Source organism: Pseudomonas sp. NPDC087358 (assembly GCF_044900785.1).
GTDB lineage: Bacteria > Pseudomonadota > Gammaproteobacteria > Pseudomonadales > Pseudomonadaceae > Aquipseudomonas.
The window spans coordinates 25,638-40,653 of record NZ_JBJDOA010000015.1; the positions used below are offsets into that span (position 1 = coordinate 25,638).

Annotated in this window: 13 protein-coding genes; 2 read left to right on the forward strand and 11 right to left on the reverse strand. The window is 59.1% G+C overall.

The features are described from left to right. Positions 1-179: 179 nt before the first annotated feature. From gltP to ACI2KS_RS25730, 5 genes are all read right to left on the reverse strand, one after another. Positions 180-1,511, reverse strand: coding sequence for a glutamate/aspartate:proton symporter GltP (gene gltP / locus ACI2KS_RS25710; RefSeq protein ID WP_404623835.1), 1,332 nt, complete (start codon positions 1,509-1,511; stop codon positions 180-182). A gap of 780 nt (positions 1,512-2,291) precedes the next feature. After that, the gene (locus ACI2KS_RS25715) at positions 2,292-2,759 is read right to left on the reverse strand and encodes an inhibitor of vertebrate lysozyme family protein (RefSeq protein ID WP_404623836.1); all 468 of its coding nucleotides are present in this window, start codon (positions 2,757-2,759) and stop codon (positions 2,292-2,294) included. A 2-nt stretch (positions 2,760-2,761) separates the two neighbouring features. Continuing rightward, positions 2,762-2,926 (reverse strand): DUF1328 domain-containing protein, encoded by a 165-nt coding sequence (locus ACI2KS_RS25720; RefSeq protein WP_002555679.1) that lies wholly within the window; start codon positions 2,924-2,926, stop codon positions 2,762-2,764. An 86-nt stretch (positions 2,927-3,012) separates the two neighbouring features. Further along, the gene (locus ACI2KS_RS25725) at positions 3,013-3,297 is read right to left on the reverse strand and encodes a hypothetical protein (protein ID WP_404623837.1); all 285 of its coding nucleotides are present in this window, start codon (positions 3,295-3,297) and stop codon (positions 3,013-3,015) included. A 321-nt stretch (positions 3,298-3,618) separates the two neighbouring features. Then, entirely contained in the window at positions 3,619-4,473 is an 855-nt protein-coding gene (locus ACI2KS_RS25730) for a BON domain-containing protein (protein WP_404623838.1), read from the reverse strand. Positions 4,474-4,735: 262 nt separating this feature from the next. Between ACI2KS_RS25730 and algB the strand changes: the two genes are divergently transcribed. Next, positions 4,736-6,082, forward strand: coding sequence for a sigma-54-dependent response regulator transcription factor AlgB (algB, locus tag ACI2KS_RS25735; protein ID WP_404623839.1), 1,347 nt, complete (start codon positions 4,736-4,738; stop codon positions 6,080-6,082). A 10-nt stretch (positions 6,083-6,092) separates the two neighbouring features. Next, the gene (locus ACI2KS_RS25740) at positions 6,093-7,880 is read left to right on the forward strand and encodes a KinB sensor domain-containing domain (RefSeq protein WP_404623840.1); all 1,788 of its coding nucleotides are present in this window, start codon (positions 6,093-6,095) and stop codon (positions 7,878-7,880) included. A 57-nt stretch (positions 7,881-7,937) separates the two neighbouring features. Here ACI2KS_RS25740 and ACI2KS_RS25745 read toward each other — a convergent pair whose 3' ends face one another. The 6 genes from ACI2KS_RS25745 to ACI2KS_RS25770 all read right to left on the reverse strand — a co-directional run bounded on the left by ACI2KS_RS25745 (position 7,938) and on the right by ACI2KS_RS25770 (position 14,876). Beyond that, a complete protein-coding gene (locus ACI2KS_RS25745) occupies positions 7,938-9,557 on the reverse strand; it encodes an EAL domain-containing protein (protein WP_404623841.1) in 1,620 nt (539 codons plus the stop codon). A gap of 81 nt (positions 9,558-9,638) precedes the next feature. Then, on the reverse strand, positions 9,639-10,412 hold the full coding sequence (locus ACI2KS_RS25750) for an N-acetylmuramoyl-L-alanine amidase (protein WP_404623842.1): 774 nt from the start codon (positions 10,410-10,412) through the stop codon (positions 9,639-9,641). Positions 10,413-10,519: 107 nt separating this feature from the next. Next, the gene (locus ACI2KS_RS25755) at positions 10,520-10,915 is read right to left on the reverse strand and encodes a hypothetical protein (protein WP_404623843.1); all 396 of its coding nucleotides are present in this window, start codon (positions 10,913-10,915) and stop codon (positions 10,520-10,522) included. A gap of 260 nt (positions 10,916-11,175) precedes the next feature. Then, positions 11,176-13,350, reverse strand: coding sequence for a diguanylate cyclase (locus ACI2KS_RS25760; RefSeq protein WP_404623844.1), 2,175 nt, complete (start codon positions 13,348-13,350; stop codon positions 11,176-11,178). Further along, entirely contained in the window at positions 13,347-14,225 is an 879-nt protein-coding gene (locus ACI2KS_RS25765) for an endonuclease/exonuclease/phosphatase family protein (protein ID WP_404623845.1), read from the reverse strand. The genes ACI2KS_RS25760 and ACI2KS_RS25765 overlap by 4 nt, the downstream gene beginning before the upstream one ends. A gap of 9 nt (positions 14,226-14,234) precedes the next feature. After that, complete coding sequence (locus ACI2KS_RS25770) at positions 14,235-14,876, reverse strand: thiol:disulfide interchange protein DsbA/DsbL (RefSeq protein WP_404623846.1); 642 nt, start codon at positions 14,874-14,876, stop codon at positions 14,235-14,237. Between the last annotated feature and the right edge of the window lie 140 nt (positions 14,877-15,016).

The following is a 15,016-nucleotide window of genomic DNA, read 5'->3' on the forward strand; positions in this document are numbered from 1 at the left end:
AGCTGCAGGAAATTACGACGGTGGCGAAAGCGGCCTGCCTGACACAGCGTTTCCGCGCCGCCGGCATGGCGCGAACACCCCTGAGTTGTGCGCCATCGCAACCGGTTCACGTTTCCAGGCCCTCGCCATAAACAACAAACCCCAGCCAGGCCGGGGTTTGTTTCAACGCTATTGAGCGATCAATCGACTGTCGACTGACCCGCTGGCTGAGTCTGCTTGCTGCGCCAGTGCGGCAGAGAGTTCCAGTAGCGCTCGCCCTTGGCATCGTCGTACATGCCTTCCCAGCGCGAGATGACCAGTACCGCCAAGGCGTTGCCGATCACGTTCAGCGCCGTACGCGCCATGTCCATGATGCGGTCGACACCGGCGATGAACGCCAGGCCTTCCAGCGGAATCCCGACGCTGCCTAACGTTGCCAGCAACACCACGAAGGACACACCCGGCACGCCAGCGATGCCTTTGGAGGTGACCATCAGGGTCAGCACCAGCAGGATCTGCTGGCCGACAGGCAGGTCGATGCCGTAGAGCTGGGCAATGAACAGCGCGGCGATACTTTGATACAGCGTCGAGCCGTCAAGGTTGAACGAGTAACCGGTCGGCACCACGAAGCTGCTGATGGCTTTCGGTGCGCCGTAGGCTTCCATCTTCTCGATCACGCGCGGCAGGACGGTTTCGGAACTGGCGGTGGAATAGGCCAGCACCAGCTCATCCTTGAAGATGCGCATCAGCTTGAGTACCGAGAACCCGAACAGACGGGCAATCAGCCCCAGCACCACAAAAGCGAAGAACGCGATGGCGACGTAAACCAGGATCACCAGTTTGGCCAGCGGCAACAGCGAGGCAAATCCGAAGTTGGCGACCGTGACCGCAATCAGCGCGAACACGCCAATCGGTGCGTAGTTCATGATCATGTGAGTGACCTTGAACATAGTCTCCGACACGCCCTGGAACACCTTGACCAGCGGCTCACGCACTTCGGCGTTGAGGCTGGAAAGGCCAAGGCCGAAGAATACCGAGAAGAAGATGATCGGCAGCATGTCGCCACGGGCGACCGCCGCGAAGATGTTCGACGGTATCAGGTTGAGAATGGTCGCCACGAACGCATGGTCATGCTGAACCTCGGCGGTGGTCTTCTCGTACTGAGAGATATCCACGGTGCCCAGGGTGCTCATGTCGATGCCGGTGCCGGGGTGGAACACGTTGGCCAGCAGCAGACCGACGACGATTGCGATGGTGGTGACCACTTCGAAATAGAGAATGGTCTTCAGACCGATACGGCCCAGCTTTTTCGCATCGCCGACGCCCGCGATGCCGACCACCAGAGACGAGATCACGATCGGGATGACGATCATCTTGATCAGGCGGATGAAGATATCCCCCGCCGGCTGCAGGATATTGCTGATCCACCAGGCTTTCTCCGCGCTGAAGTGGTTGAGCAGCGCGCCAAGTGCGATACCCAGGACGAGACCGATGAGGATCTGCCAGGCGAGGCTCAGTTTTGCCTTCTTCATGTCATTACCTTTGTTGTAGTTGGCGTGGACATATCTCATCGACGCGCTCGAGGTGCTCAGGCAAGCAGCAGCGAGGCGTGAATACCCTTAGAGATGTCCAGAAGGTCACCGCAGACGAGCATCCAAGCTCTTGGCAGGCGAAAAAAGGCGCAACTATTCCCATGCAAATCAACCACGTCTAATGCCGTAAATGACTACCTCATGCCGAATCGGCATGATGCAAATCAAAGACTTAGGCAAATTCGTCTCAAAACATGACCAAAGGCTCGAGCATTTTTATGCTCAGAGGTGGCTAAAACGTCGCCTGTGGCGTGCTTGGGGAAGGGGAGGAGGAGGCAAGTGACAAAATGGTCATAAGCGGCCGAGACGTCATCGAAAGGACTTTTTTCTCGATGTACGGTCGACGCGTGGCGAATGTCAGCACGTCAGTGACGTCGGCAGCGGGAAATCCAGTGATATCAACACATGTAAGCGGGATGGCTACAGAGGGTCTGCGGGCTCGAGGCGGGCTAAAGGCGGGAGGAAAACGAACACAGCGAACTCTCGAGATATGCGCGGCGCAAGCCCATGATCGAATCACCCCGCTGGGCGAGTATGACAATGGACTTGCGTTGCGGCTTCCTGACCCGGCCCACGAATGGGAGTACTCCCTGTACACCTGGGTCGCTTCAACCATTCCTTTGGTCAGAACGCCCCGACCCCTTGGTCACGCGCATGCCTTCATCGGGCTGCGCGACTATCAGGAAGAGCCATACGGATTTCGCTCTTCCTTTGTTTGAATCAGTACCACTTCGGGTCTTTCTTCAGCTGTTCCTGAAGAAGAACCTTCACGCCCTCGTCAGGCTTGCCGAGAAAACGGTAACTGGCGTGACGGGTAGGCGATTTATCTGCAGGCAAGCCGACCGGAACCTCGACCAACATGGCGTAGGCATGCTGCTTGTCCAGACTGAAGGCCACAATGAGCCGCTTCTGAAGACAGGTGTCCTGGGTTTCGCAGAGCGGCCCTACCAGGTACTTGTCACCATGCTCGGTCACGGCATTCATCTGATCCGAAGCACCGGACAGATTGATCACCCAATCAGGTAAACGCTCTTCTTTCTTAACAACGCTCGACCAGGTCTGGCGGTACTCGGGATCCGCGCTCAGTAGCTCGTTGACCCGCGCCTGACCATCGTTAGCTGCCATGGCAATGGCGCTGGCGCTCATCAGGAGCGCCAGCGTCGTGGCATGGAAACGCCTGCCAAGCATGGTTAGCCTCGACCGCGACGACCGAAGAAGAACGACACAACGAACATCACCAGGAACACAACGAAGAGAATCTTGGCGATACCCGTGGCGGTGCCTGCGATACCACCGAAGCCAAGAACTGCTGCGACGATGGCAATGATCAGAAATGTGATAGCCCAGCTCAACATGGTGATTCTCCTTACTGTTTTTAGTTTCTAGCTACAGCGAGGCATCGATTGACCCTCGGCGTAGATCGCGTGACTGACGCTGTGCGTCAGAAAATCCAACTCTGTTTACGTGGCGCCTGATCAAGGGCAGCCGCCGCTTCTTCGACCGGTTGCAGACTGAGCGCAACATCCGTCGCCTTCAGCGCACTTGCCTTGGCAAATGGAGCGCTATGGCTGTAGGCATGCTGGATCGACGTGACCTCCTGGCTCTGATTCCAGTGGTTAAACTGCTGAACGACAATCAACGTAATCATCAACGCCAGGCTAGCGAACAAACCTTGCTGCACGTGCAGAGGGGAGATACGCAGTGTGGCGAGACGTTGAGTGTTCATTGAGCTGGCTCCAGGCAATCTTGTCGGCCGACGATGCAGACCTTTGTTAAATAAGTTATTGCAGCCTGTGTGCCAGCTTTTTACTCCAGATAAATTCTATATTTATCAATAGGTTAAGACTCAATGAGAGATAGCTCTTACAAGCAAGGTGCACGATTCAACATTTGGCATCGTGCGTAATGCACGAAGAACGCGGGTCGTAGCTCAAGTTGTCACTGCGCAGCGATGTCCCAGGAGAAAGGCCGGGAGCTGTCCGTCTGCCTTCAACGGTCGATGTAAAAGCAATGACTGCCGGCACACCGCAACGCTGCAGAGGGCCCATTAACCGGCACTGCGCGTCATCACGCGCAACGTGTCGGCGTCCACACCCTTTACGCCGCGGATATTGCGAGCGATCTCCACCGCCAGTTCCTTCTCGGCATAATTGGCAACCACCCCATCCAGGCTGACCACACCACTCTTGGTTTCGACCTTGATATTGAGACCGTCCAGATTTCGGCTATAGATAAGGCTGGATTTGACCTTGCTGGTGATCCAGGCATCGCTGAACTCCTCGCGCACGGTGTTGGCCTGCGCCTGGTTCTGCTCTTTTATAGCCTGCGTGTCACGAGCACTGAGGCTGATCAGGTTATTGACCTCGGTGACACCGTCGGTATTGCTGGCAAGGCTGCCGGCCAGCTGTTTGGCTTCGGCATCTTTGGCCTGCCCTTTGAGCGTCACGACGCCCTGCGCGGCAGCAACGTCGATATTCAAACCCTCAGTGACGCTGTTCCACAGCAGCTTGGACTTGATGGTCGCAGTCAGCGTCGCGTCGTCAAAACGCTGGGCCATATTGGCCTTGGTGCCGGGCTCGGCAGCGACTTGGGGGTCGATCTCCAGCTGATTGTCGACGTTATTGATGCCTTGAGTCCCGCCGGCAATCTGCGTGGCCAGATCCTTGTCTACCTGATTCTCAACCTTACCGGTGAGGGTCGCCGTGCCTTGCTCTACCTTGACCCCAATGTTGAATGGGCTCAGGTGGCGATTGAGCGCAAAGGCCGTCCAGATGGAGCCTTCCTGCCGCGCCTGGGCCAGTTGCGTTTGCAAATCGCCCTGGGCCGCTTGGGCAATGACGGGCGTCATGCCGAGCAGGCCTGCGGTGGATACAACCAGAGCAATTTTCTTCAGCGGGTGCATGGCGAATCTCCAGACAGTGGCAAAGGGTGCTACTGGAGAGACTTTTCATTTGCCCATACGTTCTGTCAGCCCATGCCCGCCGCCACATCCAGAACGTGCGCGATCCACAGTTTTGCGGGTGATACCCCCACAGATGAGTGAAAAATCCGATTTTTTGGCAGATCACTTACATGCAACCCGCCGAATCAATCAGAATGAACCATGCAACTTGCCCGATATTTCCGGGACTAACCAAGACAATTCATTTAGGAGCGTAGGAAAAATGGAAGCTGCCACTGAGAATCAGGGCCGTATTCTGCTTGTGGATGATGAATCCGCCATCCTTCGTACCTTCCGCTATTGCCTTGAAGATGAAGGCTACAGCGTCGCCACCGCCAATAGCGCGGCACAGGCCGAAGCGTTGTTGCAACGTCAGGTGTTCGACGTCTGTTTTCTCGATCTGCGCCTGGGGGAGGACAACGGCCTGGATGTACTGGCGCAGATGCGCGTGCAGGCACCGTGGATGCGCGTGGTTATTGTCACCGCGCACTCAGCCGTGGATACGGCGGTGGACGCCATTCAAGCTGGCGCCGCCGATTACCTGGTCAAGCCGTGCAGCCCCGACCAACTGCGTCTGGCAACGGCTAAACAGCTGGAAGTGCGTCAGCTTTCGGCGCGTCTTGAAGCGCTTGAAGGCGAGGTGCGCAAGCCCAAGGACGGTCTGGATTCTCACAGCCCTTCGATGATGGCGATTCTGGAGACAGCACGGCAGGTCGCCAACACCGACGCCAATATCCTGATCCTTGGCGAATCAGGGACCGGTAAAGGTGAGTTGGCCCGGGCAATTCATGGCTGGAGCAAGCGGGCGAAAAAATCCTGCGTCACCATCAACTGCCCGTCGTTGACCGCAGAACTGATGGAAAGCGAGCTGTTCGGCCATAGCCGCGGTGCGTTCACCGGTGCCAGCGAAAGCACCCTTGGCCGGGTCAACCAGGCAGACGGCGGTACATTGTTCCTTGATGAAATCGGCGATTTCCCACTGACCTTGCAGCCTAAACTGCTGCGCTTCATCCAGGATAAGGAGTACGAGCGCGTGGGTGACCCGGTGACGCGTCGGGCCGATGTGAGAATCCTCGCCGCCACCAACCTGAACCTGGAGGACATGGTCCGCGACGGCCGTTTCCGAGAGGATTTGCTGTATCGCCTGAACGTCATCACCTTGCATCTGCCGCCACTGCGTGAACGGGGCGAAGACATTCTGACCCTGGCAGACCGCTTTCTGGCGCGCTTCGTCAAGGAGTATGGGCGACCGGCCCGGGGCTTCAGCGAAGAGGCACGCGGGGCACTGCTCAATTATCGCTGGCCGGGCAACATTCGAGAGCTGCGCAACGTGATTGAGCGGGCGAGCATTATCTGCCCCCAGGAGAAGGTCGAGATCACTCATCTGGGCATGGCCGAACAACCGACCAACAACGCACCCCGGGTGGGCGCGGCCTTGAGTCTGGACGAGCTGGAAAAAGCTCATATCGGCGCCGTTCTGGCGACCAGCGATACCCTCGATCAGGCCGCCCGCACCCTGGGCATCGACGCCTCGACGTTGTACCGCAAACGCAAGCAGTACAACCTGTGACAGGTCGCCCATGAAGTTCGCGATGAAGTTACGCACCCGGTTGTTTTTCAGCATTTCTGCACTGATGACGGTCGCCTTGCTGGGACTGTTGCTGGGGCTGGTCAGTGTCATGCAGATGGCCAAGTCCCAGGAATCGCTGATTCGCCACAACTTCATCACGCTCGATATCGGCCTCAAGCTGCGGCAGAACCTGGGCGATCAGCTGGTCATGCTGCTCAAGGAAAAACCCGACCAGACCACCTTGCAGCAGAACCAGCAGCAGTTTCAGGAGCTGCTCGATCAGGGCATTGACCACGATCAGCAGACCAGTACCCAAAGCGGCTTCGAGAAAGCACGTCTGGACTACGAGCAATTTCTCAATGCCCTGCAGCGCTCTGGCGATCCAGCTAATGCGCTGAGTGACGACAAAGCCGTCACCAATGCCTTCAATACACTGCGCAATGGATTGCTCGACGCCCATCGCCAGGCCCTGGAGAACATCAGCCAGGCTGAAACCGCCTCACGTACCCGCGCCTTGTGGGTTGCAGCGTTACTTGGCCTGGTCGGCCTGGCAGTGCTCGCCATCGGCTTCGTCACCGCGCACGGTATTGCGCGCCGCTTTGGCGCGCCCATCGAAGCGCTGGCCAAGGCAGCCGATCATATTGGTCAAGGCAACTTCGAGGTGACGCTGCCGATTTCCTCGGCGGCAGAGATGAACCAGCTGACCCGGCGGTTCGGCATCATGGCCGAGGCGCTGCGTCAGCATCAGGTGACCAACGTCGATGAGCTGCTGGCCGGTCAACAGCGCCTGCAAGCGGTGCTCGACAGCATCGATGACGGCCTGCTGATGATTGATCGCCAGGGACGCCTTGAGCACCTCAACCCTGTCGCCCAAAGGCAACTGGGTTGGGAAGAAGGCAGGTTGGGTCAGGGGCTCGGTGAAGCCTTGCAGCGCCCGGAGCTCGACGAGCAGCTGTATCTGGTGCTGCGCGGTGGAACCCTGGAGCGAGCGCCGGAGGACCTTTCCATTGAAGTAGACGGCGAGACCCGCCTGCTGACCTACAGTCTGACGCCGGTCAGCCACACCAAGGGCCACATCCTTGGTGCGGTGATGGTGCTGCACGACGTCACAGAGCAGCGTGCCTTCGAGCGCGTACGCAGCGAGTTCGTTTTGCGCGCATCCCACGAATTGCGCACGCCGGTGACGGGCATGCACATGGCCTTCGGGCTGCTGCAAGAGCGTGTGCATTTTGCGCCGGATTCTCGCGAGACGGACCTGCTCAAGACCGTCAACGAAGAAATGCAGCGCCTGATGCAGCTGATCAACGACCTGCTGAACTTCTCGCGCTACCAGAACGGCTTGCAAAAGCTCGTCCTCGCGCCCTGTGATGTCCCCGAACTGCTGAACGCAGCACGTCAGCGGGTTGCCGAGGCAGCGCAGCAACAAGACGTGATGGTGCTGCTGGAAATGCAGGAGCCGCTGCCCCGGCTGCAAGCCGACAGGGTGCAACTGGATCGTGTGCTGGACAATCTGCTGGACAACGCCCTGCGCCACACTCCGCAGTCCGGGCTTATCCGCCTGCAGGCACGCCGTCACGGCGAGCGTCTGATCATCAGCGTCGAAGACAACGGCGAAGGCATTGCCTACGGTCAGCAGGCGCGCATTTTCGAGCCCTTCGTTCAAGTGGGCAGGAAGAAAGGCGGGGCGGGGCTTGGCTTGGCGCTGTGCAAGGAAATCGTCCAGCTGCATGGTGGACGCATGGGTGTGTATTCAAGACCTGGGCAGGGCACGCAGTTCTACATGGCGCTGCCGCTCTGACCCCCTCTGCGAGCTGACGCGCAGTGGCAGCAAAGCCCAGGTCGCATTACCCGGCGGCTACGCCACATCATCTGCCCGGCGCCCATTGCTACGCCGCCCGCCAGTGACCAGCTCGGTAAACTTGCTCGCCGTCAGCGGCCGGGCGAACAACCAGCCTTGCCCATAGATCACCCCTTCGCTCTTGAGCAGCAGGGCCTGTGATTCAAACTCGATACCTTCGGCGATCACCCGCAGTTGCAGCGCGTGGGCCATACGGATGATATGCGGCGCCACCCCGCTGCTGGCGGCGTCATGGCCCAGTGCATCAATGAACGCCTTGTCGATCTTCAGGCAATCGACTGGCAAGGTCTGCAAATACGCCAGGCTGCAATAGCCCGTGCCGAAGTCATCAATCAAGACCTGATGACCACGGTCGCGCAACGCTTGCAGGTGATTGCGGGCGACCACCACATCGACCAGGCCACGCTCGGTGACCTCGAACGCGATCTGCCGTGGCGCTACCCGGTGCAGCGCCAGCAGCTTGGCGGTCACGCGGCCGATACGTGGCGCCATCACATCACAGGCCGCCAGATTGACCGACACGTACAAATGGGGATTGGCGCGGAGCAGATGGCCAAGTTGCTCAAGCAACTGCTGCAGGACGAAATCGGTAATCTGGCGAATCTGGCCGGTGTTTTCAGCCAAGGGGATGAACAAGTCAGGACTGGTCAGCGTGCCGTCGGGTCGTCGCCAGCGCACCAGGGCCTCAGCACCCACGCACAAGCGGGTATTGAGGTCAAAAATAGGCTGATACAACACCTTCAGCTCGCCCCGGCGCAGCGCACCGTGCAACTCGCCGCCCAACGACTGACGCTGGCGCACCAGTTGCAGCACCAGAATCCCGATGCACAGCGACACCAGCACACTGGCGGGCACCAGCAACCACCAGGCGCCCGTGATCTTCTGCTGCAAGCCGCTGCGTGGAGTAATCAGCACCAGCTGGTATTCCGGATTTTGCGTCGGCATCCGGTAGACCAGCTTGTCCTGCGTGGTGATGAGCGTCTCCACGGAAGAGGGTGTCCAGTCGGATGTCGGTGGCCAGGTCTGGGCAGGCCCCAGCACCGGGACGGCCTTGGTCCCTTGATCCAGCACGACCACCAGGCTGCCCCCGGCCGGTAAATCCACGACGTCGGTGAGATGCCCGCGGGAAGTCGACACGCGAAACTCTCCGCGCCCCATCATCAGCGATGCAAGATTGTCGTCAGGCTGGGTGGATGTGTTGAGCCAGTAGTCATAGGTCGGCCCGCGGATATCCGGCGCCCGCGGCTTGCCGATCATGCTCTGGCGGGTCCAGCTGGAGCAGAACTGACTGTCGCTCACATAGGCCACTTCATAGATGAAGCGGTAGCGTGAGTTGACCTGGCGCAATTGCTCCACCATCTCCGGCCCGCAACCGCGCAGGGGCTGCGCTTCGAGTTGATCGAGTCCAGCACGTAGTTGACCGAACAGCTGCTCCAGACGCACCAGAAATCGTTCACCCTGGGCGTTCATCTGAGCGCTTTCATCCTGCCGCGCCTGGTGCATGGCCAGCCCGAAACTGCCCGCCAACAGCACGACAGCGCTCAACAACGCTGCCAGGAGTGCCAGGAGCGAGGGGCGATAGAATATTGAGCGCAGCTGCGGTGAAGCCGGGAACATCGACTGATATCCAGATGAATACCAATGAGGTATAGCAACAAGCGCGGAAATAGCCCGTCAAAAACAGACGCTAGTAGCAATTTAATGCCTGAGGTTGAGCACCTGAAGGATAGCTGCACTTTGCGCATCGGGTTCGCCATCGAATTTCTGCGGGCGATAGTGCATCTGGAAGGCGGTCAGCACATGCCGGGTGGCGATATCCCACTCGCCTGTCTGTGGCGTCGGATAACCCAGTTGCGACAGCTGTTGCTGGAACCATGAAGCGCTGGGCACCACCAGCATCTGTGCCTGATGCGACGCGACCTGCTGCTCGTCTGGCCAGATACCGAAGCCTTCCTGAGCAAGACGCTTCCAGGGAAACAGCGGGCCCGGATCGAGTTTGCGCAGTGGTGCGATGTCGCTGTGCCCGATCACGTGCCGAGGCTCGATGTGATTGCGTTTGACGATGTCCTTGAGCAGCACGATCAACGCCTGCACCTGGGCCTCACTGTAGGGGTACCACAGGCGGCCGGCAGGGGTGTCCCGATAACCGGGATTGACGATCTCGATGCCGATGCTGCTGGAGTTCAGCCAGGTACGGCCATCCCACTCGCTCTCACCCGCGTGCCAGGCGCGCTGGGTTTCATCCACCAGTTTGTAGGTGACTGCCGGGCCATCTCCGATCAGATAATGCGCACTCACCTCGCCATGGGTCAGCAACGCCAGCGATCGATCAAGAGAAGCGGAGGTGTAGTGCAGCACCACGAACTGCACGCGGCTGTCGAAGTTCACGGAGGGGCGGCTGGTGTCGAGCTTCGGTCCACTGGAGCAGGCCGTGAGGAGCAGGAACAGCGTCAAGACAACAAAGGGTTTCATCGTATCGGACCAGGCAAGGTGATTTGCATCATAACGTAATAGTGTACGGTCGTAAAAAACCTGCCAAGGGTAGGAAGTGCCCCGCCACGGGTGCGGGGCCGCCCAAACTACCGAACGCACATCAACTGGAAGCTCATCGAAGAGTCACCGGATGGTCCGCTCTTTCCAGGAAATAATGCCAGTACATTGACTTTCTCGGCCGTCGCCGCGCCACCTAACTTGACATGGCCATAATACAGTCGATCCTCATTACTGGAGTCAATGGCCGACGCCGAACAGAACACTGGCGCCTTTTTGAATTGCTCGTTGTTAAAAGTTACTTCATAGGTAGCGAAGTAGTTTCTTTGATTCTTCAGCGTCACGTCCTTGATCCAGCTGGCGTCCTGATGAACAAGGTTGCCTGCCCGATCGATGGTAGCCGTGTAGACCTGTGTCGACGCCAGCGCATGGCTCGACAATACCGCCGCACCGGCCACCAGCATCAACTTCATAATAACGTTCATAAAAGTCCTTTTCATCGCGCTGCGACACACTTGGCAATGAAGTGCGCAGCAGGCTTTTGATTGATCTAGTTAAGTAAATATATATTGCCGGTAGTTAATCTAAATAGAAAACCAGCAACACGACTAGATAAGCCCGTCACGAAATACTAATCAAGCACTCCTCAATCAGATTCGAAAAAAAGGACTGACACCACGCTAGAAGAGGAAAGTTCCTACTTACTCATAACCAAGAGCTTACGTGAAGTAGCGCCCTTAGGAAGTTATCCCTGCACTATCCGGTTACGCCCCTCGGCCTTGGCTCGATACAGTGCCTCATCAGCGCGCTTGAGCACCAGGTCACTGCGTTCATTTGGCCGGAACGTGGTAATCCCCATCGATACGGTGATGGTGACCGGCTCGCCCTTGAAGTGAAACGGGCATTGCTCGATGGTCACGCGCAGCCGCTCGAGCAACGCCAGACCGTCGTTGATCTGGGTCTGAGGAAGCAGGACCACAAATTCTTCGCCACCGAACCGCGCAATGAAATCAGCAGAGCGCAAGCGCTTCTTCAATTGATCGGCGACGATCTTCAGCACCTTGTCCCCTGCCAGGTGACCGTAGCCATCATTGATGCGCTTGAAGTGGTCAAGATCAAGAATGCCCAGCAGCAGGCTGGAGCGATTCCTTTGCAACTGATCGACCTCATGGTCCAGCCGCTCGTTCCAGGCGGCACGGTTCGGCAGGCCAGTGAGCGTGTCGATCAACGCCTTTTGTCGCTGTTCTTCAAGATGGGCGCGAAAACCCAGGGCCTCCTGCTCCATGGTTGCCACGCGGCCTGCCAGCGAATGCAGCCGGGATGCCACTTCCTGCTCACGTTCGTCGCGTTGTTTCTGATGATCATCCATTGTGCCGATCAAGCCTTCGAGGCGGCTCTCCAGCACGCTTTTCAGGCTGTTCAGATCGGACGCTTGCAGCACGCTGCTCTGCAGGCCGCCGACGTGCTCACGCAGTTGATCGTTCAGCTCACGCGACGCAGACTGCTGGCCGGCGTGGTCTTCGCTGGCGGCTTGCAGGTTGCTCTGGAATGACTCCAGCCGCTCATTGAGCTGCTTGAGATACAGTTCAAATTCGTGCTGACCGCTGTCGGTGATCGCCAGCATGAGCACGGCAAGGTCATCCAGAATCGGCAGCAGCTCGTACCAGTTCAAACCGTGCTCCAGGCGCAGGCGCATGGCCTCTGCCTGGGGACGGTGGTGCTCTGGCAGGGTCAGGTCGTTGAGCAGGCCCAACAGGGTCTGTTCGATGTGCGCCGCGACGGAGCTGTAACTTGGCTCAGGGGAGGAGGGCAACGCAAATGGGCCTTCCTCCTCGGCGGTATCGTCTTCAAGCGGCTCTTCGACGGCCTCGCCCTCTTGTTCAGCGTCTGGCTGCTCTGCATCCTGATCTGCAATCGCCTCGGCTTCAGCCTGCTCGATGGTTTGCTCCTCGCTGTCCAGAGCGGCTTGGGCGATGGACTCAACCGGCTCTGGCGTAGCAGCAAGCGATGCCGCCGGCGGTGCTGTCTCGGGCTGGGCAGGCAGTTGGGGCTGGGGCTGGGGCTGGGCAATGGCGGAAGCCGAATCTGGCTGCGCATGCTCAAGAACCGCTGCGTCGGGCTCGGCCATTTCGACGGGCATGTGCGGATCAGCGGGCAGTGCTGCGGGTGGCGGTTGCGCTATCGACGCCGCGGGCGCAAGGGCGATGGGGCTTTCGAGGGCGACAACGACTTCAGCTGGCGGCGCTTCATTGGTCCATTGGGACCTCTGCGGCGCGGTCCGTTCAGCTGCGAGCGGTTCGTCGTCGGGGTCCGGGTCATCGGCGCTCGCCGCAGCGGGATTGGGCCTCTCAGGGAGCGGCGCAGGCACCGGGGACGTATCGGTTGCCTCGACAGGCTCGCGGCTGCCAAACAGACGTTCCAGCAGACCGGGACGAGCCGTTTCTTCGGGATGCTCAAGCTGGGACAGCGCCTGACCCTGCAATCCGCTCAACTCACTGAGCAGCAACGGCAGCTCGCGCGCCTGGGTAACGCGGTCTTCAAGCGTCTTGGCGAAGCGTTTGAGCGGCTTGGCAACTTCCCGGGGCAAGGGCAGCGATTGCAGCTGCGCCACCAACGAGGTCAGCGCCGTGCCCATTTGCTCAACGCGCTTCTCACGGCGCTGCTCGGAGTCGAGCACCGCCTTTTCAAGCCGCGGGATCAACGCTGCGAGGCCTGCGTCCATGTCGTCCTTGCGAACGATCTCGCGCATTTCCTTCATGCATTGATCGACCGCCTTGTCGGCGCCCTCTGCCGCCAGACTACTGCGCACCAGACCGCGCCGCAGCAAATCCAGGCGGGCATTCCAACGCTTCTCAAGCTTGTCCTGTTGCTCGATGCTCTTGAGGTATTTTTCTTTCCAGCGTTGTGCTTCGTCGCTCATTCCGAGGGTCCGAGAGGAGATGTGCTTGTTATCGGCAGCGAGTCGCCAATTAATGAGGCCGGCAAGCGAATCTCCACCGCAACCGGCAGATGATCGGAAATGGGCTGAGCCAGCACCTGCACTTTTTCAAGCGTCAGGGTCGGGCTGAGGAGGATGTGGTCCAGACAACGTTGCGGCCGCCAACTGGGAAAGGTCGCCTCGATCTGGGGCGCGAGCAGGCCCAGATCACGCAGAGGAGAGTTTTCCAGCAGATCCGCGGCGTGGGTGTTCATGTCGCCCATCAACACCTGGTGCCTGTAGCCGCCAATGAGCTCACGGATGTAAGCAAGCTGCCGGGTTCGCGTACGCGCGCCCAGCGCCAGATGCATGACCACCACGATCAGCGCGTCGGCGCCTTCACCGAAACGCACCAGAATCGCGCCACGCCCGGCGGGCCCGGGTAGCGGGTGGTCTTCGATGTCCCAGGGGCGCAGGCGACTGAGCACACCATTACTGTGCTGGCCGAAGCGTCCAAGGTTGCGATTGAGTTGCTGGTGCCAGTACGGAAAGGAGCCGAGCTGGGCGAGGTGTTCCACTTGATTGATATAGCCAGAGCGCAGGCTCCCGCCATCGGCTTCCTGCAAGGCAACCAGATCGTAATCGCCCAGCAGGTCGCCGATCTTCTGCAGGTTCCCGGCCCGGCCGTTGTGGGGCAGCAGATGCTGCCAGCCACGGGTCAGATAATGCCGGTAGCGCTCGGTACTGATGCCCACCTGAATGTTGAAACTGAGCAACCGGAGCCGGCCATCGGCGGGCAGTCCGGTTTCCAGCAGGTGTCGCTCGTTGACCTTGGGGCTATGCCGGGCAACGATGCGTTCAGTACCCCAGCGCGTCATGACCGGCGCTTACTTGGCGGTCAACGTTGCGCGTTCTTTGGCGATCAGCTGATCTGCCACATCCAGCGCTTGCTCAGGACCACCGGCGGTGCCCAGGTCGAAACGGTACTTGCCGTTGACGATCATGGTTGGCACGCCAGTGATTTCATACTTCTTGGCCAGCTCCTTGTATTGGGCGATCTTGCCTTTCACGGCGAACGAGTTGAAGGTTTCGAGGAACTTGGTCTTGTCGACGCCTTGAGTGGCGACGAAATCAGCCATGTCGTTCGGATCGGTCAGGCGCTTGCCGCCCTTCTGGATGGCTTCGAAGACGGCGGCATGGACTTTTTTCTCGACGCCCATGGTGTCCAGGGTAATGAACAGCTGGCCGTGGGCATCCCATGGACCGCCGAACATGGCTGGAACGCGGATGAAGTGGACATCGGCCGGGAGTTTTTCGACCCATGGGTTGATGACCGGCTCAAATGCGTAGCAGTGGGGGCAGCCGTACCAGAACAGTTCGACTACTTCGATCTTGCCGGGTTCGGACACCGGAACGGCGCTTTTCAGCTCGACATATTGCTTGCCAGCTTCGAGCGGCTCTGCAGCCTGGGCGGTCAGACCGAACAGGCTGGTGAAAATCAGAGCGGCGCTGAAAATCAGATTACGCATGCTTAACTCCTGGGCATGAAAAGTCACCTCGATGGCCGCAGTTGGACCGGGCGAGGTGATGTGAGTTCGCAAGTGTAACGCCTGTCGGGACAAAAAAGGGCAGCCGTTCGCTACCCTTTTTGGCCCGCCGGAGCGAGAGA